16 protein-coding genes, 1 pseudogene and 1 riboswitch are annotated in these 21,524 nt (G+C 35.8%); of the genes and pseudogenes, 2 read left to right on the forward strand and 15 right to left on the reverse strand.

Features of this window, described 5'->3' with window-relative positions; translation table 11 throughout:
• Nucleotides 1-113: 113 nt before the first annotated feature.
• On the reverse strand, nucleotides 114-2,309 hold the full coding sequence (locus tag AMD00_RS15795; protein WP_245639537.1) for an ATP-dependent helicase: 2,196 nt from the start codon (nucleotides 2,307-2,309) through the stop codon (nucleotides 114-116).
• A gap of 168 nt (nucleotides 2,310-2,477) precedes the next feature.
• Here AMD00_RS15795 and ilvA point away from each other — a divergent pair, with 168 nt between their 5' ends.
• The gene (gene ilvA / locus AMD00_RS15800; RefSeq protein ID WP_053417952.1) at nucleotides 2,478-3,740 is read left to right on the forward strand and encodes a threonine ammonia-lyase IlvA; all 1,263 of its coding nucleotides are present in this window, start codon (nucleotides 2,478-2,480) and stop codon (nucleotides 3,738-3,740) included.
• A 314-nt stretch (nucleotides 3,741-4,054) separates the two neighbouring features.
• On the opposite strand, the gene AMD00_RS15805 is transcribed toward ilvA, so the two are convergent.
• The 12 genes from AMD00_RS15805 to AMD00_RS15860 form a co-directional block, all read right to left on the reverse strand.
• Nucleotides 4,055-4,852 (reverse strand): ABC transporter ATP-binding protein, encoded by a 798-nt coding sequence (locus tag AMD00_RS15805; RefSeq protein ID WP_053417953.1) that lies wholly within the window; start codon nucleotides 4,850-4,852, stop codon nucleotides 4,055-4,057.
• Complete coding sequence (locus AMD00_RS15810) at nucleotides 4,845-5,867, reverse strand: ABC transporter permease (RefSeq protein WP_053417954.1); 1,023 nt, start codon at nucleotides 5,865-5,867, stop codon at nucleotides 4,845-4,847. The genes AMD00_RS15805 and AMD00_RS15810 overlap by 8 nt, the downstream gene beginning before the upstream one ends.
• Nucleotides 5,868-5,884: 17 nt before the next feature.
• A complete protein-coding gene (locus AMD00_RS15815) occupies nucleotides 5,885-6,892 on the reverse strand; it encodes an ABC transporter substrate-binding protein (protein ID WP_053417955.1) in 1,008 nt (335 codons plus the stop codon).
• 457 nt (nucleotides 6,893-7,349) lie between these two features.
• Nucleotides 7,350-8,408, reverse strand: a complete 1,059-nt coding sequence (locus tag AMD00_RS15820) for an NAD(P)/FAD-dependent oxidoreductase (protein ID WP_053417956.1) — start codon at nucleotides 8,406-8,408, stop codon at nucleotides 7,350-7,352.
• Between the two features lie 49 nt (nucleotides 8,409-8,457).
• A complete protein-coding gene (locus AMD00_RS15825) occupies nucleotides 8,458-9,441 on the reverse strand; it encodes a FecCD family ABC transporter permease (protein ID WP_407701127.1) in 984 nt (327 codons plus the stop codon).
• A gap of 50 nt (nucleotides 9,442-9,491) precedes the next feature.
• Nucleotides 9,492-10,538: a FecCD family ABC transporter permease gene (locus tag AMD00_RS15830; RefSeq protein ID WP_053417957.1), complete on the reverse strand. Its 1,047-nt coding sequence runs from the start codon at nucleotides 10,536-10,538 to the stop codon at nucleotides 9,492-9,494.
• Between the two features lie 21 nt (nucleotides 10,539-10,559).
• Complete coding sequence (locus AMD00_RS15835; protein ID WP_053417958.1) at nucleotides 10,560-11,372, reverse strand: ABC transporter ATP-binding protein; 813 nt, start codon at nucleotides 11,370-11,372, stop codon at nucleotides 10,560-10,562.
• Between the two features lie 217 nt (nucleotides 11,373-11,589).
• The gene (locus AMD00_RS15840) at nucleotides 11,590-12,564 is read right to left on the reverse strand and encodes an ABC transporter substrate-binding protein (protein WP_245639539.1); all 975 of its coding nucleotides are present in this window, start codon (nucleotides 12,562-12,564) and stop codon (nucleotides 11,590-11,592) included.
• A gap of 29 nt (nucleotides 12,565-12,593) precedes the next feature.
• Nucleotides 12,594-13,619, reverse strand: a complete 1,026-nt coding sequence (locus AMD00_RS15845) for an ABC transporter substrate-binding protein (RefSeq protein ID WP_053417959.1) — start codon at nucleotides 13,617-13,619, stop codon at nucleotides 12,594-12,596.
• A gap of 70 nt (nucleotides 13,620-13,689) precedes the next feature.
• On the reverse strand, nucleotides 13,690-15,405 hold the full coding sequence (locus AMD00_RS15850; protein WP_053417960.1) for an ABC transporter ATP-binding protein: 1,716 nt from the start codon (nucleotides 15,403-15,405) through the stop codon (nucleotides 13,690-13,692).
• Nucleotides 15,406-15,588: 183 nt separating this feature from the next.
• Entirely contained in the window at nucleotides 15,589-16,548 is a 960-nt protein-coding gene (locus AMD00_RS15855; RefSeq protein WP_053417961.1) for an ABC transporter substrate-binding protein, read from the reverse strand.
• Between the two features lie 98 nt (nucleotides 16,549-16,646).
• Nucleotides 16,647-18,251, reverse strand: coding sequence for a helix-turn-helix domain-containing protein (locus tag AMD00_RS15860; RefSeq protein ID WP_053417962.1), 1,605 nt, complete (start codon nucleotides 18,249-18,251; stop codon nucleotides 16,647-16,649).
• A 490-nt stretch (nucleotides 18,252-18,741) separates the two neighbouring features.
• Nucleotides 18,742-18,786, forward strand: a riboswitch (PreQ1 riboswitch).
• Nucleotides 18,787-18,793: 7 nt separating this feature from the next.
• On the opposite strand from AMD00_RS15860, the gene AMD00_RS15865 reads away from it, so the two are divergent.
• Nucleotides 18,794-19,282, forward strand: a complete 489-nt coding sequence (locus tag AMD00_RS15865; RefSeq protein WP_053417963.1) for a QueT transporter family protein — start codon at nucleotides 18,794-18,796, stop codon at nucleotides 19,280-19,282.
• 101 nt (nucleotides 19,283-19,383) lie between these two features.
• On the opposite strand, the gene AMD00_RS15870 is transcribed toward AMD00_RS15865, so the two are convergent.
• Both AMD00_RS15870 and AMD00_RS24030 read right to left on the reverse strand, forming a co-directional pair.
• Nucleotides 19,384-20,991, reverse strand: coding sequence for a long-chain fatty acid--CoA ligase (locus AMD00_RS15870; protein WP_053418328.1), 1,608 nt, complete (start codon nucleotides 20,989-20,991; stop codon nucleotides 19,384-19,386).
• 16 nt (nucleotides 20,992-21,007) lie between these two features.
• Nucleotides 21,008-21,176, reverse strand: a pseudogene (locus AMD00_RS24030) (acyl-CoA dehydrogenase family protein); the annotation flags it as partial.
• Nucleotides 21,177-21,524 lie beyond the last annotated feature (348 nt).

Raw genomic sequence — 21,524 nt, forward strand, 5'->3', positions numbered from 1 at the left:
TAAGTAACTTTAAAGTAATTATTTCCGAATTCGTACATCACTTTATTTTATAGATAATTTATCTTTAATATCACATGCTGTTTTAAAAATACAATGTAACCACAAATAGATACCTATTCCTCTATATTACAAAGAAATCCTTGTTTTAAACATATATCAATCATAAATTTCTTATAACCTACTGATTCAAATTCAACACCAATTGCTTGTCCACTTAGCTCTTTTATTGCACCTTTACCAAAAACATGATGCTCTACATAACTATTCAACTGCAAATCGTCCTTTTTAGTAATGGCATTTACGGGAATATCTCGAGCAGGTTTACTTTCTCGATAACTAACTTCCTTTTTCACTAATTCCTTCCCTTTTACTAAACGGCGTACTTGTTTTAAGAATTGAGACTCCTCTACATGTTCATCATCTTTTAAATGGTAAGTAAGCAACTCCAAATGCTTGCGTGCACGAGTCATCCCTACGTAGAATAGACGAACTGCTTCTTCTATCGGTTCGCTATTACCCTCGTCCTGTCGTTTTAAATCATCTTTTGAAGGAATAATGCCATCAACTAGATCAATCATATACACGGTATCATACTCAAGCCCCTTTGCACTATGCAAAGTAGATAAAGTAACTACGTCACGCCCTTTGTTTGACCAAGACGTTTTCATAATTTCTTCTAATTCTTTTAAGCGTTTTGCAAATGCCTCAAGATTTGGTAGACCAATCGCAATATGCTCTAGTTGATTTAGAACACCTAATAATCCTTCCTCATTGAAACCAAGGTGCTCAGCCGTGCTACGAATCGATTTTTCATAGCCTAGATTTTTACGGATGATTTTAATCGCTTCTTCTGGATCTAATATATTTATCTTTTTAATTAACTTCTTTGTTTTATTCAATGCCTGCTCCTGATAATCTGCGTGTCGGACCGTTTGAAGCTGATCAAAAACTGAAGTTTTGTCATTATTGTTTTTTAAATACATCATTTGTTTTTTCGTAATGTAAGCATTCATTTTCGTATGAACTTTTTCAAGAATGTCTACACGTGAATCATTATAGGATAGGCGCATGAAATTGATAATATCTTCGACAATCCAATGTCGGAAAAATTTCAAATCTACGTCTTTCATATAGAATGGCAAACCTGCTTTATTTAACTTATCCACTAATCGGATGGCTGAAGAATTATTACGGTATAAAATGGCCGTATCTTGCGGATTATTACTTTTCTCAATTTCTTGAATGACATAGTTCAGTTGTAACTCATAGCGCTGCATATTGTGGATTTCAATTGATTCACCAGTTGGATTTTCCGTGAACATTTCCTTCGTATAGCGCTTTGGGTTTCGTTTAATGAAGTCATTTGCTGTTTTCACAATTTCTGGTGTGGAGCGATAGTTTTGAGTCATTGTTAAAATCTTAGCTTGTGGATAATTCTTTTCAAACTCTAATAACTTTTGGACATCCGATCCACGCCACATGAAAATAGATTGATCATCATCAGCTACAACACAAAGATTGTTTTGTGGTTTGGCTAATATTGTGATAATTTCATGCTGTATTACGGAATTATCCTGACTTTCATCCGTTAAAATGTATTCAAAGCGGCGCTGATATTTCGTACGAATTTGCTCATCCTCTTGTAAAATGCGTAAGCAGTACGTGAGCATATCATCAAAATCTAGGAGTGGATGTTGCGGGTTTTGCGTTTTGAATTGTTCATACGCCTTATACATATCGGCTATGCCTGAGATAGAGGATTTCACGGTACTTAGCTGCTTATTTGAAAGCATACGATTCTTTACATAGCTGATATAGGTAAGAAGCTCATCCATTTCATCTTCAGTTGGATTTGTATCCTTTATCTCCGTAAATATATTTCGAAGAATTATTTTTTTATGAAGTGGGACGTCGTTACCCCCTTCCACTAGTTGAAAAGTTATGCGTTGCTTTGCAAAGTATTCTCGCACTACTTGAAAAGCAAAGCTATGAATTGTAGAGAAATGTACCTTTTCATGCGTAAGTTTGCCAAAGAATTGGTCGAAGCGCTGTGCCATATCTTGTGCAGATGCTTTACTAAATGTAATGGCTAAGATCGCTTGTGCTGGTATTTTCTTCACTAATAATAGGTAGCCAATTTTCATATTCAAAGTCGTCGTTTTTCCTGAACCGGGTGATGCTAATAATAGCAATGGACCATCGGAATATCGAACTGCCTGTTTTTGTACATCATTTAATGAAACACCCGTATGTTGTTGCATTTTATCAAAGAAATTCATTTGTACTCGTAATCCTTTCCATTCATTCATACTGTTCTTTCTATTATAACTGAAAGCTAGTTGGAAACGCTTTTTTACCCGCTTAAGCAAGAAGTCACGAAACATTTAGAATTAACTTAATATTTAGTCCAGTAAGCTTGAATAATATGTTAAAATGAATAAATGCATTTTATGGAATCGGAGGTTAGACGAATAATTATGACAGTATCAGATGTGAAGACCGTTCAGGTGGAAAATGTACTAATTGCTTATCAATTTTTAAAAGATGTTGTTGCACACACACCATTACAAAAAAATGAATATTTATCTGAAAAGTATGGTTGTACCGTTTATTTAAAACGTGAAGATTTACAACATGTACGTTCTTTTAAACTACGAGGTGCCTATTATAAAATTAAAAGTATCGAGAATGATGCACGTGAAAAAGGTGTTGTTTGTGCAAGTGCAGGCAACCATGCGCAAGGCGTTGCATATGCTTGTGCAAATTTAGGAATCCGTGGACATATCTTCATGCCAACGACTACGCCTTCTCAAAAAATAGATCAAGTGAAAATGTTTGGACGTGAATTTGTAGAAGTTATTTTGTCAGGGGATACTTTTGATGATTCTGCTAGAAGTGCACAGGCATTTTCAAAGGCTGAGGAACATATTTTCATTCACCCATTCGATGATATAGATGTAATCTCTGGACAAGGCACCGTTGCCGTTGAAGTGATGAATGATATTGAAGAGCCAATTGACTATGTATTTGGTAGTATTGGTGGGGGTGGCTTAATTGCCGGTGTATCTGCCTATATTAAAAACCTTTCCCCTCAGACTAAAATTATCGGGGTTGAGCCAGGTGGTGCTGCGAGTATGAAAGCAGCTTTTGCTAACGGTGGTCCTGTTGCCTTAGATCATATCGATAAATTTGTTGATGGTGCTGCTGTACAACGTGTTGGCGACACTACATATGCACTTTGCAAAAAGTATGTTGATGATATTATTGCCGTTCCTGAAGGTAAAGTGTGTACGACCATTTTAAGTTTGTATAATAAGCATGCAATTATTGCTGAACCAGCGGGTGCTTTACCAGTTACAGCACTAGATGCTTATCAGAACCAAATTAAGGGGAAATCCGTAGTCTGTATTATTAGCGGCGGTAACAATGATATCGGTCGTATGCAAGAAATTAAAGAGAAATCCTTAATTCATGAGGGTTTGTTATACTATTTCATCGTCAATTTCCCTCAACGTGCAGGTGCACTTCGCCAGTTCCTTGGTGAAGTACTTGGTCCAGATGATGACATTACAACATTCGAATATACGAAGAAAAACAATAAAGAAAGTGGTCCAGCACTTGTAGGCATCGAATTAAAACGCCCTGAAGATTATTCTGGTTTGCTCGGCCGTATGAAACTTAACGGTTTCTCATTTAAAGAAGTGAACAATGATAGTACGTTATTCGCTCTATTAGTTTAATATTAATAAACAGAATCTTCTGATTGCAGGAGGTTCTTTTTTTCTTTCTCTGCTTTCCAATCTTGTCTGATCCCACGGTGAAATTCTTATGACTTCTGGGATCGAACCCATTATAAAGAAGCAATATCACCACTCCTTTGAAGATTAAAATTACTTTTAAATTTGGTAAATATACCTTCAATATTTCAACTGGATAAGCAACGGTTTTACGGGATTTTTCAAAAAAATTAATCTAATATTACTTTCAGATTTTGATATAGGTAAACAAAAAACAGGAACCCATAAATAGGGCTCCTGCTTTAAGTTTCTACTTATTAAACACTTAGTAAAGTTCGATCTGATACAAGCTTTTCTCCACGAATACGTTGGAATGCATCCATTAAATCGGCGATTGTTAAATCTTTCTTTGCTTCTGGGTCAACCTCCAAAATAATTTGGCCTTTATCCATCATTATGAGGCGGTTACCTAGATCAAGCGCTTGTTGCATATTGTGGGTAACCATTAACGTTGTCAGATTATCCTTTTCAACTAGCTGCTTTGTTAAATTCGTAATAAGCTCTGCACGCGAAGGATCAAGTGCAGCTGTATGTTCATCTAATAGTAAAATTGATGGCTTTGTAAATGTTGCCATTAGTAGTGATAATGCTTGGCGTTCTCCGCCAGATAGCAAGCCTACTTTAGCTGTTAAGCGGTTCTCCAAATTGAGATGCAATGATTCCAACGATTCACGGAAAAACTCACGTCTCTTTTTATCGACTCCTATACGTAAGCCACGACGCTTATTGCGAGAATATGCAATTGCCAAGTTCTCTTCTACGGTCATTGTTGGTGCTGTACCTGCCATTGGATCTTGGAAGACACGGCCAATTAAGTGAGAGCGTTTATATTCGGGATATTTGGTTACATTTTTTCTGTCTATTTCAACAGTACCAAAATCCGGTGATAAAGCTCCCGAAATCATATTCATCATTGTAGATTTTCCAGCACCGTTACTACCAATTACAGTGACAAAATCACCTGTTTTTAAATCTAGATTAATATTATCTAAGGCAATTTTCTCATCAGGCGTTGTTTCGTTGAAGATTCTGTTAATTCCCTCTAGTTTAAGCAAGTTGTTTCGCCTCCTGTTCACTAGTAAGCGTACGTTCTGCACGACGTTTCGCTTTTCGTGCACGCTCTTTACGTTTTTCAAAGAATTTAGGTAATATCAACGCCACGACCACAATTAATGCTGTGATAAGCTTCATATCACCTGTATCTAAAAATTCAACTCGAAGTGCGATAGCAATGACGATTCGGTAGATAATCGCTCCGACAATTACAGCTAAAGTTGTACGGACAATTGTTTTAGTTCCTAAAATCGCTTCCCCGATAATAACAGAAGCTAAGCCGATAACAATCATCCCTATCCCCATACTCACATCTGCAAATTTCGTATACTGTGCAATAAGGGCACCTGATAGTGCAACTAAAGCATTTGAAATTCCCAGCCCTAAAATGATTAATGTATCTGTATTCGCAGAAAAACTACGAATCATTTTGTCATTATCACCCGTTGCACGAATAGCTAAACCTACTTCTGTTTTTAAGAATCTATCGAAAATAATTTTAATCGCAAAAGTTACGATGATCATGATGAAGAATGTACCCCATGTTTTTGGCACATTTTCAATACCTATGCTAATTAAAACATTATTTATTGCTGTATCAATACCTAGATTACCCCACCAACCAAAGAAGATGGTGAACAGCGAATCGACGTTCGAAAGCGGTACGTTTGGACGACCAATTGCTGTTTCTGTCGTTGCTCCCATAATACGTAAATTGATGGAATAAAGAGCAATCATCATTAATATCCCAGATAACAAAGGATTGATTTTCGCCTTCGTATGAAGTATTCCTGTCATACATCCCGCTAAAAACCCCGCGACAGTCGCCGCTGCTGTTGCCAATGCTGGGTGGTAACCAAGCACAATTAAAGTCGCTGCTGTTGCAGCACCTGTCACAAAACTACCATCCACTGTTAAATCAGGAAAATCTAAAACTCGGAATGTAAGATACACTCCGAGCGCCATAATTGCATAGATGATTCCTTGCTCAACAGAGCCAAAGATTGCTGTAAACATGTAGAATCATCTCCTATCTATTCGACTACTTCTGCTTTCCATTCGTCTTTGATGTCTAAACCAAGTTGTTCAGCTGCTTTCTTGTTAATCTCGAATTTTAAGTTTTTAGGATAAGCCACTGGAATATCTGCTGGTTTTACACCATCTTTTAAAATTTTCACTGCCATTTCTCCAGCTTCATAACCTATATCTGAATATGCAAATCCGAAAGCACCTAGACCGCCTCGTTTAACAGAGTCTAATTCTCCAACCATCACAGGAATTTTCTTATCAGTTGCCACATCCAACACTGATTCAAGTGCTGTTACGACTGTGTTATCCGTAATGATATAGATTGAATCTACTTTACCTACTAATGATTCAGTTGCCTGTTTTACTTCTGCTGATGTTGAAACAGATGCTTCTACAATTGTCACACCTAATTTTTTAGCTTCTGCTTTTACCATATCCACTTGTACACGCGAATTTTGCTCTCCTGAGTTGAAAACCATACCTATTTTTTTAGCTTTTAGTTCTTCAGCTAAAAACTTCACTGTACTTGGAATGGCTTCTGGATGTGTATCCAGAGTACCTGTTACATTTCCATCTGGAGCTTCCATTGATTTTACAAGCTCTGCTCCTACTGCATCTGTTACAGATGTGAAGAGAACCGGAATATCCGATGTTGCAGCTGCAACTGCTTGAGCACTTGGCGTTGCGTTAGCGAATATTAAATCAACACCTTCACCAACTAAATTATTTGCTGCCGTTGTATTAATACTTGGATCCCCTTGTGCGTTTTCAATTTTGAAATCTACTTTAAGACCGCTATCTTCAATTGCCTTTTTGAATCCTTCAGTAGCTTCATTTAAAGATGGATGTTCAACATATTGAGAAATCCCAATTTTATATGTTTTCTCATCTGATTTTTCAGATCCTGAATCACTCGATCCCGCAGAGCCAGATTTATCTTTGCTTCCACACGCCGCTAATACTAGCATTGCTGCAAATAACAAAAATGCTAACTTCTTGTAACCTTTCATCATTTGAATTCCCCCCTATTTGAATCGTAATCACTTCTATTGAACTAGTGTGATTATAATTAGTGTTATATTACAGGGCTAAAAGTCAATCGTCAACAACATTATGAATCTTTCGACAATTATGAATATAGTACCTTTGTCGCTTTAACGCGTTGAACGGCTGAACATCAACGTTTTAGTGTAAATCGCTAAATTGTGAACATTTTGTGAACTTTTATTAATAAAGGAAATAGAATTAATTTTATCCTATTTCAAAATTAAACCGCTCATTAATGGATTAGATTAGAATAGAAAAAAATATCCTTATATACTTTCAAAGGGCTAGAAAAAACTTTAAATAGGGATGGATTTCATCTTAAAATCGACATTAAAATAAAAAAGCACTAGGCTCCAAAACAAAAAATTGTTTCAAAGTCTAGTGTTACTTAAATACATTGGTAATAAACGCTTATATTTATAGCTAATTTTTCGCTACGTATAAATGTTTTACTAATTCCTTATTCTTTTCTTTGAAAATATCATTATGAGATGATACCATTCCATACTCATATGCATCTGGTATTACGTATTGCTTTGCTTTATTTACTGCATTTGCTGCATCTTGAAATGCACCTGCAATTAAATGTAATTTTCCTTCATGATTCAAAATATCACCTGCAGCATATAGACCTTCTACAGACGTTTCACTTAAAGGACTTCCTGCAATACTATATTCATTTGCCATTTCAATATTTAATCCACTATTTCTTGTCAGCTCTTTATCTCTATCATAACCGTGATTAATAATAACTTCATCAACAGGTAGTTGAATAATATTGCCATCTTCAATACTCAACAACTCGACTTTTTCAATACGTTCGTGATCGTTTGAGGCAATTAGTTTTTCAATTGATGTATTTAGTAAACACTCAATAGAACTATTGAATAGACGTGATACCTCTGCCTCATGCCCTTTTAACATATCTTTTCGGTAGGTTAAGTAAACTTTTTTGGCAATGGGCTCCAATTCATTTGCCCAGTCTATTGCAGCATTTCCGCCACCTGAAATCAATACAGTTTTGTTTTTAAAGCGTTCTAGAGATTTGACAGTATAATGTAAATTTGAAATTTCAAATCGTTCAGCGCCTTCGATATCCAGTTTTGTTGGATTTATAATACCGCCCCCAACAGCTAAAATAACTGTTTTTGAAAAGTGTTTATTGTTCGCTGATGTTGAAATAATAAAGTTCCCATCTCCGCCTTTATTAATTGACGTAACTTTTTCTCCTAATGCTAACTTAGGATTGAAAGTCATTCCCTGCTGAATCAATTGTTCTATCAATCGTTCACCTGTAACAGGTGTCAGTCCACCAATATCCCAAATCATTTTCTCTGGATACACATGCACTTTTCCTCCTAAAAAAGGTTGGAATTCGATAATTTTTGTTTTCATTTCTCTTAGACCACTATAGAAAGCTGAAAAAAGTCCTGCTGGGCCACCACCAATAATTGTTACATCATATAATTCTTCTGAATTCATCTTGTATCCTCCTATTTAAATTATTGTTTTAATATTCAAAATTCACACTCTATGTTTTTGACCTTGCAAGTAGATATAAGAAATAAGGCGCTCCAATAACTGCAACGACAATACCAGCTGGAATTTCAGATGGTTGTAATATCCATCTACCTATCGTGTCCGCAGTTATTAACAAAAGGCTACCTATTAAAGCAGCTGTCGGTAAGAGATACTGATGTTTTGCACCCACTAGTTGTCGTGCTAAATGTGGTGCAATTAAACCAATAAAGCCAATTCCTCCACTAACAGATACGCTTGCACCAGCTAAGCCAACTGCAATTGCTAGTAAAATTAATCGCTCTTTTTCTATAGCTAGTCCAAGGCCCGTAGCAGGTATCTCTCCAAGATTAAATGTATTTAAGACACGTGCTTTCGAATAAGCGATTGGTAACAAAATTAGAATCCAAGGCAATAATGCCAATACAAAGCTCCAGTTAGAACCCCAAATACTACCTGCCATCCAAATAGCAACAAATTGGTAGTTTTCAGGTGATAATCTTAATGTCAATACAATCATTGCCGCACTAATACCCGCCGCTACTGCAACACCTGTTAACAATAGCCTTGTAGGCGAAATTCCTTCACCACGTTTATATGCAAGTACATAGATCAGAATAGCTGTAGCTCCTGCACCTACAAACGCTAATATAGGAAGAAAAAAAACTGGCGCTGCTGTTGTAGTTGGAAAGAACGAAATAAATAACATGACTGCTAAACCTGCTCCTGAATTTATACCTAAAATTCCTGGATCAGCTAATGCGTTCCTTGAAACTCCTTGTAATATGCTCCCCGATACAGCTAATGCCATCCCTACTAAAATGGAGATAACAATTCGTGGTAATCTGAAATCAAACAAGATTATATTCTGTTTATCCGTCCCCATTCCAAATAATGTTCGAACTAATTCAATTGGAGTGAGCCTTATAAAACCTGTACCCATACTTATCATGAACATAATAATGATGAGTAGACAAATAGTGAGAATAAGAAAGATATTCTTCCGATGTTTTTTTTGTTGATAAGCAGATATGTAATTTTCCTCAGTCACAACTCTTTTCCTCCTTTACGAGCAAGGTAAAGAAAGAATGGAACGCCAATCAAAGCAATCAATGCTCCTATAGGTGTTTCATAAGGTGGATTTATCATTCTCGCAGCAAAATCAGCTAGTATAACTAATAGACTCCCTAAAATTGCTGAACAAGGTACAATCCAACGATAATCGCTTCCTACAAGAAAACGCGTTAAGTGAGGAACAATTAATCCAACAAATCCAACGGCACCTACAACTGAAACGGCTGCTCCCGCCAACACTAATACGACAACTGATCCAAAGAATTTTATCCTCCCAGTTCGTTGTCCCAGTCCAATCGCCACTTCGTCTCCTAGACTAAGCAAAGTGATTGATTTTGATAGCATGATTGCACCGATAATTGCTGCTATTATCCAAGGAGACATAACTTTAAGATGCTCCCACTTTGTACCCGAAACACCACCTGCATTCCAAAACGCCAAATCTTGACCAATGCGAAAATAAATTGCAACTCCTTCACTAAGCGCTCCGAGTAAAGCACTGACTGCTGCTCCTGCTAATACAAGACGCATAGGTGTTAAACCACCCTTTGCTAAAGAACCCACTCCATAAACAATGCCAGCACCTAAAGCTGCTCCAAAAAATGAAAATAAAATTATATACATATAAGGTAAGCCAGGAAAGAAAGCAAAGCAGATAGCAAGCATGAAAGCAGCACCTGCATTTAATCCCAATAGACCTGAGTCAGCTAACGGGTTTCGTGTCATTCCTTGCATAATAGAACCTGCTACAGCAAAACACGCTCCTACTAAACCTGCTCCAAGAACTCTTGGTAGTCTTATATCTTGAATAATTTGGTGTGTAGTCAAATTGGGGTTAAATTGAAAAACAGCAGACCAAACAGTTCCAAAATCAATATCTGCTGCACCAAATGATACTGATAATCCTATAGCGAATAAAAGTCCTATCGTTCCTCCCAGTAATATGACAGTTGCAATAATTGGACGTGAGCCCTTATATACTTTCTTTAAATCTATTGATTCTTCTACTGAATCTGACATCTTATTTCTCCTTACTTTTATTCAACAAGTTTGCAATAAGCATTCCGTTTCTTTATTCAATTGATAAGATAAGCAAATTGGATTCTGGCTAAAAGGACATGTCATTAATATTGCATTAATATCAAAAACTGCTTTTAAATTTTCACTTTTCATTACTTTTTCTGGTTTTCCTTCTGTAATAATCTTACCGTCCTTCATCGCAATCATATAATGCGAGAAACGTGATGCATGATTCAAATCATGCAGTACCATTACAATCGTTTTCCCTTCCTCTTCGTTTAACTTTTTAAGCAATAAGAGAATATCAAGTTGATGAGCTAAGTCCAAATACGTTGTTGGTTCATCCAATATTAAAATTTCCGTATCTTGTGCAAGGGCCATTGCAATCCATACGCGCTGTCGTTGTCCACCTGATAACGCTTCTACGGGGCGATCTCTTAGCTCACCTAATCCAGTGACTTCAATTGCCCAATGTATATGTTGTAAATCTTCTTTTTTCAATGTACCAAAGCCTCTTTGGTGTGGAAATCGGCCGTATGAGACTAATTCAAATATTGTAAGTCCTGATGGTGCTTCAGCGCTTTGTGGCAAGATTGCCATTTTCTTTGCAATTTCTTTTGTGGAAACTTGTTGAATTGCACGCCCGTCAAGAAAAATTGCTCCATTTTGTGTCTTTAAAATCCTTGCAATTGCTTTTAAGAGTGTTGATTTACCACATCCATTTGGACCAATAATGGTCGTAATTTTTTTTTCAGGAATTGCGGCACTTAACTCTTCTATAATTACAGTGTTTGTATACCCAACTGCCACATGATCAACAGTAAGAACTGACATATTTTTTTATCATCCTTCCTTTGCCTTATGACAATTCAATTGATAATGATTATCATTGTCATTTATTTCAGTATAAAGTATATTGGAAATATTTACAACGTTTTTCCGATAGCTTAAACATTCCTGTCGAACTACTACTGAATAATGATCATTTTAAAAGTTTTCTATAAAAAGAAAGATGTTCCCTCACCATTAAGTAGGCAGGGACCACCCTTTTCTATTGTTTAAGATTAGTAAGCCAAGTAGTCAGTTCTTCAACTTGTGCAAGTGTTGCAATGGGATCATAATACCAAGAGCGTTCTTCTGGCCAAATATATAGACGGTCGTTCTTAACCGCTTCCAAACTGCCCCAAATTGGATCTTTCTTAAAATCTTCAACTGTTCGACCGTTGGAAGTCATGATAATATAGTCTCCAGCGTATTCTGGTATCATTTCCTCTGAAAGCTCTGCCCATTGCTTCTTCATAATTTCTTCAGCAATACTCTTTGGAGGTTTCCTTCCGAAAGCTTGATAGACTGCCTGGCCGCCACGACCAAAATTGTCACCGTATACATATGTCACCTTTCCAGCGTCTTCCATAATTGAGAAACTGCTTTCTTCTTTAATAGCTGCGTCTACCTTGGCTTTAGCATCTGCAATCTGTTGGTCGTATTTTTCTAACCAAACTTTTGCTTCATCTTCCTTATTTAATAGCTCCCCAAAATAAGTTAACTCCTCGTGAGCATTTTTTAAATCACCATAAGGAATAACAATTGTAGGGGCAATTTTGCTTAAAATCTTGTAGCTTTCATTGTTCCCCGTAATAATTAGATCAGGATTCATTGCTAGTATATTTTCTGCAGACGGTTTCCCATAAACTCCTGTATCAGAAACACCTTTTAATTTATCTTTGAAATAATAGTTTTTAAGTGTCAATTCGGGTGCTCCAACTGGAATTACATTTAGAGCGATTAGACTACCTAAATATTCTTCTGCTACAATGCGTTTGGGTTGTGTAGGAATCTCTATTTCTCCATTTATTGTACTTATTGTTTTTGTTTTTTTACTCTCTTTAACATCTGAACTCTTAGTTGTATCCTCTACTGTTTTATCATTATTTGTACTGCTACAAGCAGATAGAGCTAAAACCATGAATACAAGTAGCGTTACTACTATTCCTAATTTCCAATTTCGATATTGTTGTATATACAAATTAATATCCCCTTGTCTATTACATCCTGTTAGTTAATTTTCTTTTTATAATTTAGATTATTTACTACTACACTATTTTTTTCCTTAGTTAGTTCCTCAATTTTAGTTGCTAAATCTTCTGCTTGGTGCAGTACTGAAACTGGATCAGAAGCAAAGTAATATTCGGGTGCTAATTTAATTACTTCTCCCTTTTTAACTGCATCAAGATTTGTCCATGTCGCTGGTAATGAACCGCCCTTATTAAAGTAGTTCATCTCTATTACATAATCTCCTACATAGTCATTTACAACTTCATATGATATTTCGTAACGGCTACCATCCGCTTCTTTCGTATCAAACAACTCTTTTACTTTTGGTGGAGGTGTCATTCCTAATGTTTCATATAATGCTCGTCCTCCAACAACACCGTTCGGAGCAATAACTGAAAGGTTCTTTTTCCCTAAATCAAAAATAGTAAAGGTAGAATCTTTGCTGACTACTTTATTAATTTTTTTTTTCGCTACTGCAATACGTTTATCAAAATCTTCAAGGAATTGCTCCGCTTTATCTGTACGTCCAAGGTATTCCCCCATCGCTTTGATTTCTTCGTGAATAGATTTATAATTAGTGTCAGAAAAAACAATCGTTGGAGCTATTTTTTCGTATTTTTCAACTGCTTCTTTATCCCATGTAATAATTAAATCAGGATTTAATTCCATAACTTTTTCTAAAGACGCTTCACCATCACCAATATTTTCAATTGCATCTTCTTTATAATAGTCTTTCAAATATGCTGCATAATCCAGGTTTGCCATAACAGCTCCTACTGGCGTGACATCAAGTGCCAGCAATTGTCCTAAATACCAATCCGTCACTATTCGTTCAGGCTTATCTGGCACTTCAACTTTACGACCGATATCGTCAGTAATCGTACGAGTTCCCGTTTCAGCTTGTACGTTTTCATTTTTTTGTTCTTCTTGTGCTTTATTGCTCTTAGTCGCTCCACATCCTGTTAAAATAAGCATCAAACTAAGCACCATCAGCAAAATTACCTTCAAGTTCAATTTATTGAACATTATAATATTCCCCTCTACCCGCGTAATTCTAAGTTTGTATTTACTATTTCGCTTACATATTATTTCAATTTTAATATCCAAATTGTGCTTCATGGAGTCTGCTGTATGTACCTTTCATCTCCAATAATTCACTATGATTCCCTTGTTCCTTGATACCCTCTTCCGTTACAACAATAATACGATCAGCATTTTTTATCGTTGCTAGACGATGAGCAATAACAAGCGTTGTACGCCCTTTCGATAGATTGGCTAGAGCTTTCTGAATAGCAATTTCTGTTTCTGTATCAAGTGCAGAAGTGGCTTCATCCAAAATAAGAATAGATGGATTTTTCAGAAACATACGAGCAATTGAAAGACGTTGCTTTTGCCCTCCAGATAGCTTGGCCCCTCTTTCACCAATCATTGTGTCTAATCCATTTGATTGAGACAGGATAATATCTTCAAGCTGTGCTTTTTTGGCTGCCTCCCAAATTTCCTCTTCTGAAGCGTCTAATTTTCCATAGGCAATATTTTCACGAATCGTTCCATCAAAAAGGAAAACATCTTGCTGAACAACCCCTATATGAGAACGAAGAGATTCTAAAGTCATTTTCTTCGTATCAATGTCATCAATCGTAATTTGGCCGTTTTTGACATCGTAAAAACGAGGTAGTAAGCTACAAATCGTTGTTTTACCTGCACCAGATGGACCTACAAGTGCTACCGTTTCGCCTGCACGGATTGATAAATTAATCTTCTCTAGCACATTTTCTTTATTTTCATAGCCAAATGATACATTTTGATAGTTAATATTCCCTTGTAGTTGTGTGACATCTTCTGCTTCTGAAGCATCCGCAATATCCGGTTCGGTTTCAAGTAAGTCTAAGTAACGTCTAAAACCAGCAATACCCTTTGGATACATTTCAATTACTGAATTTATTTGTTGAATCGGCTGAAGAAATACATTTGACAGAAGTACAAAGGCGATAAACTCTCCATATGACATATTCCCTTGTATAACAAACCAAGTTCCACACAATAGAACGAAAATGGAAACAACTTTCATAAGAATGTAACTGATAGATGAATTCCAAGCCATTATTCTATAAGCAATCAATTTTGTATTACGAAAGCGGCTGTTATTTTCATTGAACTGAGCAATTTCATAATCTTCATTTGTAAAAGCTTGTACCACTCGCATACCACTCACATTATTTTCTACTCTTGCATTGAAGTCAGCTATATCAGCAAACATTCGATCGAATGCCCGAGACATTTTCCGGCTAAAGTACAATGATAAATAGATAATCAGTGGAATGATGATAAATGTCAGAATAGCTAATTTCCAATTAATTGATAGCATTAAACCAAATGCACCCGTTAATGTCATCAATGCTATAAACAAATCTTCTGGCCCATGATGGGCAATTTCTCCGATATCCATTAAATCGTTTGTCATCCGAGAAACTAAATGACCTGTTTTATTGTTATCAAAAAATCTAAATGGTTGCTTTTGAATATGAGTAAATAACTCCTTACGCATATCTGTTTCAATATTCACACCAAGCTTATGTCCCCAGTAAGTAACTACATAGTGAAGGGCTGAACTGATGATATAAATTGCAAATAATCCGACACACGCCCATAAGATAAAGCCTAAATTTCCTGATGGCAATAAATCATCCACTACGCGATTTACGGCTAATGGAAAAGCAAGCTCTAATAACGCTGCAATGATTGCGCAAGAAAAATCCAATATAAACAACCCTTTATACGGTTTATAATAGGAAAAAAATCGCTTTAACATTGTTAAATACACCCCTACTCAGCAATATTTTTCTTTATGCCAAATCCATATATTGTTCAATGGATATGATATTGAAAATTTAAACGAACTCTTATTAGCTATTGAGATAAAAAGAGAGCCTTTACTAGATCCAACTTGCTTCAGGCATAGCCTTTCATCAATAGTAATAAAATTAATATAATCTTACTTTTCCTGATTTTTAGATACTAGCAAATCTGCTATTTCTTCAGACTGAGCTAATACTGAGATAGGGTCATATGGCCAAAACCTCTTAGGATCAAGATCGAAAACTTGGTCTTTTTTTACTGCTTCCATTGAAGTCCACATACTATTTTTCTTGTCCAATTTGCCACCATATGATTGGTCCAAAAAGATATAGTCACCTGCATAATCATTTAAAGCCTCAAACGATATTTGTTTAAATGTATCGCCTGTATCAATCAGTTCTTTTTTTATTTTTTCAGGTGGTGTGAGTTGAAGTTGCTTGTATATTGCCTGTCCACCCCTATAAATACCCTCCCCGTATATGTAGAAGTCCTTATTATAAGCACCAAAAATTGAAACAGTTTCATTGGCACTTATTACATTTTTAATTTTCTCTCGCTGTTCTTCAATTTTTGTATCAAATGACGCAAGCCATTCTTGTGCTTTCTTTTCCTTTCCAAGCATTTCTCCAAATGCTGTTACTTCCTCATGAGTGCCTTTGTAAGTTTCATAAGGAATTATTATTGTAGGTGCTATCTTTGAAAAATCTTCAAACGCGCTATTTTCAGAGTTCGCACTTATTATTAAATCTGGATTCAACTCTAATATTTTTTCTTTAGAGTTTTCCCCGATGCTGTCAATTCCGGTGATGAAATTTTGAATATGGATATTTTCAAGATCCGAATCAGTTGCTCCTACTGGTTTTTCATCTAATAAAAGCAAGGTAGGTAAATAGCCATCTACAACGATTCTTTTTGGTTTGGATGGTATTTCAATATCTCCATGAATGGTTTTTACAACCCTTGTTACCTTTTGCTCTTTATTCTCATTATTTTGCTGTTCGCTTGTACTATCTTCGGTTTTGTTACACGCAACCATAACTATTGAAAACATGATTAATAGTAAACAAAACAAGAACGGTGATTTATTTTTTAACATCTTTATCCTCCCGTTAATGATTATCATTCTCATTTAGGATATCAGTTTACATATTTATAGTCGATGTCAATAAGTCAGTATTTTCATATGTTGGATAGTCAGTCCTCTTTTTCTTTTAACAAGTGTCTCACTTGGATTTCTAATTGTTTTTCCAATGCATATGCTTCACAAAATCTAAATTCTTCTTGCTTCAAAAAATAAATCTGCTGTTTTTGAACAGCAGGGATTGAACTCCAAATGGGGTGATTTTCTATTGTTTTTTTCACTCTATGCAAATATCCACTTCTTTCACATGCAATGATAAACATATGATCTGCTGTATACTCTGGTAAACGATCCTCTGGAATCACTAAATGATTTTGAGCATCCAATACTTCTCTCTGAATTCGCTCTGGCGCTGCCAATTCAAGCATGTCGTACAAATTATAGGCTGCTCTAGCTGTTCGATCCCATATTCTTATGTATTGATCGTCCCAAAATTCATATAATGCTACTGTTTCATTTTGCTTTTTCACCTGTTCAATCCTTCGTTTAGACTGCTGCACCTTTTCTTTAAATGCTATTATCCAATCCTCTGCCTGTTTCTCTCTCCCAAGAAGCTCTCCAAAAAAACGTAACTCCTTTAGTAAGTCACTGTTTCCCCAATTAACCATCAAAACAGGTGCAATTTTCTCCATTTGCCCTATCCTTTCCGGGTTAGCATAATAGTAATAAGTTGGGACAATGATTAAATCTGCAGCTAGTTCATCTAAAGGGACTTTTCCTACATCAACAACACCGTTTAACTCAGCTTGTAGAAGTTGCGAATCATTTAAGACTTCATCTGTAGATGCTATTGGTTTAATTCCTAAGGCAAGCATATCGCCTAAAAATTGTAATGCTATAATTCTCTCTGGCTTACGTTTTAATCGAAAATCACTTGGTGACATGCCTACCAAACTTTTAAATTTTTTACTAAGCGAACTACCATCAGCATATCCAACTTTATAAGCAATATCATTTAAGGGCGAATCGCTTGTAAGTAAATATTCCTTTGCTTTATTTACCCTTACGTATGCCAAATAATCAGAAAAATTCCAACCCATTTGTTTTTTGAAAAATGCCGAAAAATAGCGTGGATTATATCCAATCATTTCAGCTATAAAAGTACGCGTTATCTTTTCATGAAAATGCTCGTCTATATAAGCACATGTAGAGCTAAATACTGCACTCGGATATCTAGTATCTGTAGAAAAGTAAAGCTCAAAGAATTCTTTTAATAAATAATGAATTCGGTCTTCTTCTTCCATTGACGAAAAACAATCCATTAATTCTTTCATAATCATAAAAGCTCTATGAGGGAGTTTTTCTGTTAGAAATCCATTTTGAGGTAGATTATTATATTGAAGATGATATTTTAATTCATTGTCCAAAATACTGGTCAATTCATATTGCTCTATTGTCATTTGATAATATTCAAAAATATCATCAGATAGACTATTTCTTAAACGTAGAAGAGATCCAGGATGTATGCTAATAAGATTCCCCTCCACCATTGAAGACTGTATCTCATTTAAGTTCGCTTCAGCTTCTCCTTTTACTACTAAAATGAGAGTAGGTGACTTAATAGTATTAAATATCAATACATCCTTAGGCTTTATTTCTACTATTTTTATATCTTTTAGAACATTGATTAACTTTATGTATTTTCCACTTTTGATCAACAAAATGTCCCTCCTATGCTTTGCTAGTAAAAGAAAACTTACCTATTTCCTTCATTAACAACTTATTAACAACAATGATAATGATTATCAATATCATTAATACTATACTATAGTATAGTAGGATATAAAAGGAAGATACATCCACCCTTTTCATTCTTTCATCATAATTTTGAAGTATTGTAGATGTTGAAGTATCAAATAATGGGTTATGGAAGAAATGTAAACTTTATATTAAACGACTTTAAATTCGTCATTTAAACATGTCATTATGGGGAATGTCGCTTTAAAATTTTCATTGTTTTTTAGAGGGTTACAAACAATTTACATCTTAATTCAGGAAAAAGATTCTACACTAGGTATCCAAAATATGGAGCCTATTGTTTTTTTATTGTCTCTACTTTATTAAATTTAAATATAAAAGTTGTATTGAAAGGTTAATTTATACATGTACAATTTATTTTCGCTATGATAGGGTGTAGTGTAGACTTTTTATGACGTGGTTCGTAACCATCCCACGAAAAAAAACTAGGGGGAAATGAATAATGAAAGTAAAATCTTTGGCTACTAGCGGAATTATCGCAGCGCTTTATATAGCTGTGTCTATGCTAATTGCCCCACTCGCATTCGGTGCTTTACAGTTCCGTATTGCTGAAATGTTCAATCATCTTGTTGTCTTCAACAAGAAATTCTTTGTAGGTATCGTGATTGGTGTATTGATTACAAATCTATTTTCACCACTTGGTATGTATGATTTAATCTTTGGCCTTGGTCAATCTGTCTTAGCCTTAAGCATCACAATCTTTGCGAAACGTTTTATTAAGGGACATGTTAAGCAAATGATTTTCGGTACACTTGTATTTACATTTACGATGTTCTTAATTGCCATCGAATTGAATCTCGCATTCCAGCTACCGTTTCTATATACTTGGCTAACAGTTGCTGTCGGTGAATTAGTTGTGATGGGTATTGGTATTCCGATTATGCTAGCACTGAACAAGCGTATTAACTTTAGTAAGCTAATTGAAGATTAATATTATTGCCACCTAACCGCATTTTTGCGAATGGGTGGTTTTTTGTTTTACGCTCATCCAAAAACAAAGAGAGAGTCTCAAATCAAGACTCTCTCCTTATTTTATAGCTGGTAATCTTTCACTTCATCACGCAATTTTGCCTTTAAGAATTTGCCGACGGACGTTTTTGGGATGTCTGTTAAGAAGACAACATGGTCTGGTACCCACCACTTTGCAAATTGCCCTTCTAAATACGAAAGAAGTTCTTCCTTCGTTGCACTACTACCTTCTTTCAAAACAACACAAGCTAGTGGACGTTCTTGCCACTTTTCGTCTGGAACTGCTATTACAGCTGCTTCGAATACAGCCTCATGTGTCATAAGTGCATTTTCTAAATCTACAGATGAAATCCACTCTCCACCGCTCTTAATTAAATCTTTTGTTCGGTCTGTAATTTTGAGATACCCCTCTGGTGTCATGACAGCAATATCACCTGTGTATAGCCAACCGTCTTTAAACGCTTCTTCCGTGCGATCATCCTTATAATATTCATCTGCAATCCAAGGGCCTCGAACAGTTAGCTCTCCCATAGTCTTACCGTCCCAAGGAACTTCCCCATTTTCATTGACGACACGTGTTTCAACGAGAGTTGTCGTCAAGCCTTGTGTAGCACGAATATTAAGTTTCTCTTCTGCAGACCAGTTCTCCATTTCTGTTGTGTACGTGGAAAGACTGACAATTGGCGTTGTTTCCGTCATTCCATAACCAACGATAAATGGTACTTTATATTTTTCTTCAAAAGCACGGATTAGACCTTTTGGTGAAGCTGATCCACCACAAACTATGGCGCGTAATGACGATAAATCTCGTGGATTTCTCTCTTGTTCGTTTAACACACCAAGCCAAATTGTCGGTACGCCTGCCGTTAACGTCACTTTTTCTTGTTCGATTAAATCGAGTAAGAGCTGCGGGTTAAACATTGGTCCTGGCAATACTTGTGTTGTACCAAAATTCACTGCTGCAAATGGCATCCCCCATGCATTTACATGGAACATCGGTACGACTGGCATAGCTACATCGTTCTCACGAATACCAAGTGAATCTGCTAAACCAAGTGCTATGCTGTGTAGTACTAAGCTACGGTGCGTATAAACGACACCTTTTGGGAAGCCTGTTGTGGCACTTGTGTAACACATTCCAGCAGGCATATTTTCATCTAAATCGTCAGGGAATTCATAGGAATCTGATGCCTCTTCTAACAGCTTTTCGTAAGAATGAACATTTTCCAAGTTTGTTTCAGGTAAGTCTGTTCCGTCTTGCATAACAACGAAATGTTTCACCGTTTTTAGTAAAGGTGCAGCTTGAGCAATTAACGGAAAAATATCGCTATCTACAAGTAAGATTTCATCTTCAGCATGGTTAATAATATATACTATATGCTCTGGTGATAGACGAATATTAATCATATGGAGTACTGCACCTGCACATGGTACACCGAAATATGCTTCTAAATGGCGGTGATGATTCCAAGCTAATGAGCCTACTTTTGTACCTTTTTTCATCCCCAGTTTCGTTAATGCTTCAGATAATTTTCGTGTACGCTGTCCAAACTCTTTATAAGTAATACGGTGAATCATCGTCTCACTCGTTCTTGAAATGATTAATTTCTTCGGGAAATATCTCTCTGCACGTTTCACAAAATCATTTAGTACTAATGGCGTTTGCATCATACTCATCCAACTCCCCTTAATTAAGTAATATGATTTTATTTAAAAACAAATGCTTATAACCGATATGCTTTGCAATAATCATTTTCATGACTTCATTTGTACCTGCGTAAATAGAGGCTACTGGGCTGTCTCGGAAGCATTTATCAACCTTTTACCTCCATATAAACATAACCACCCTGTATTTTCCTAGAAGCATTGTGGGGTAACACTTGTGTGTATAAAACTTTCTTCGGAATCTTATTTACCTCTACCCTTCTTACTATTGAAGCTTTAATACATTGCTCACTTAAAGTTCGATTATCCTTTGACTTGATAATACCTAAGGCGATTCCCTCGTTTTTCATCTGACAAGTCAATTTTTGTAGCATCCAAAATTTCATGATGCTATTTAATACTAATAGAGTAGTCAAATCCATAGATTATCTTTTCAAGAATATAAATAATCAAACTTTTCAAATAAATACACTTTACACAATTATACATGTAAGCGCTCTTATAAAACTATTAAAATGAATCATTTTCGAGAAAAAATA

Source organism: Viridibacillus arvi (assembly GCF_001274945.1).
GTDB lineage: Bacteria > Bacillota > Bacilli > Bacillales_A > Planococcaceae > Viridibacillus > Viridibacillus arvi.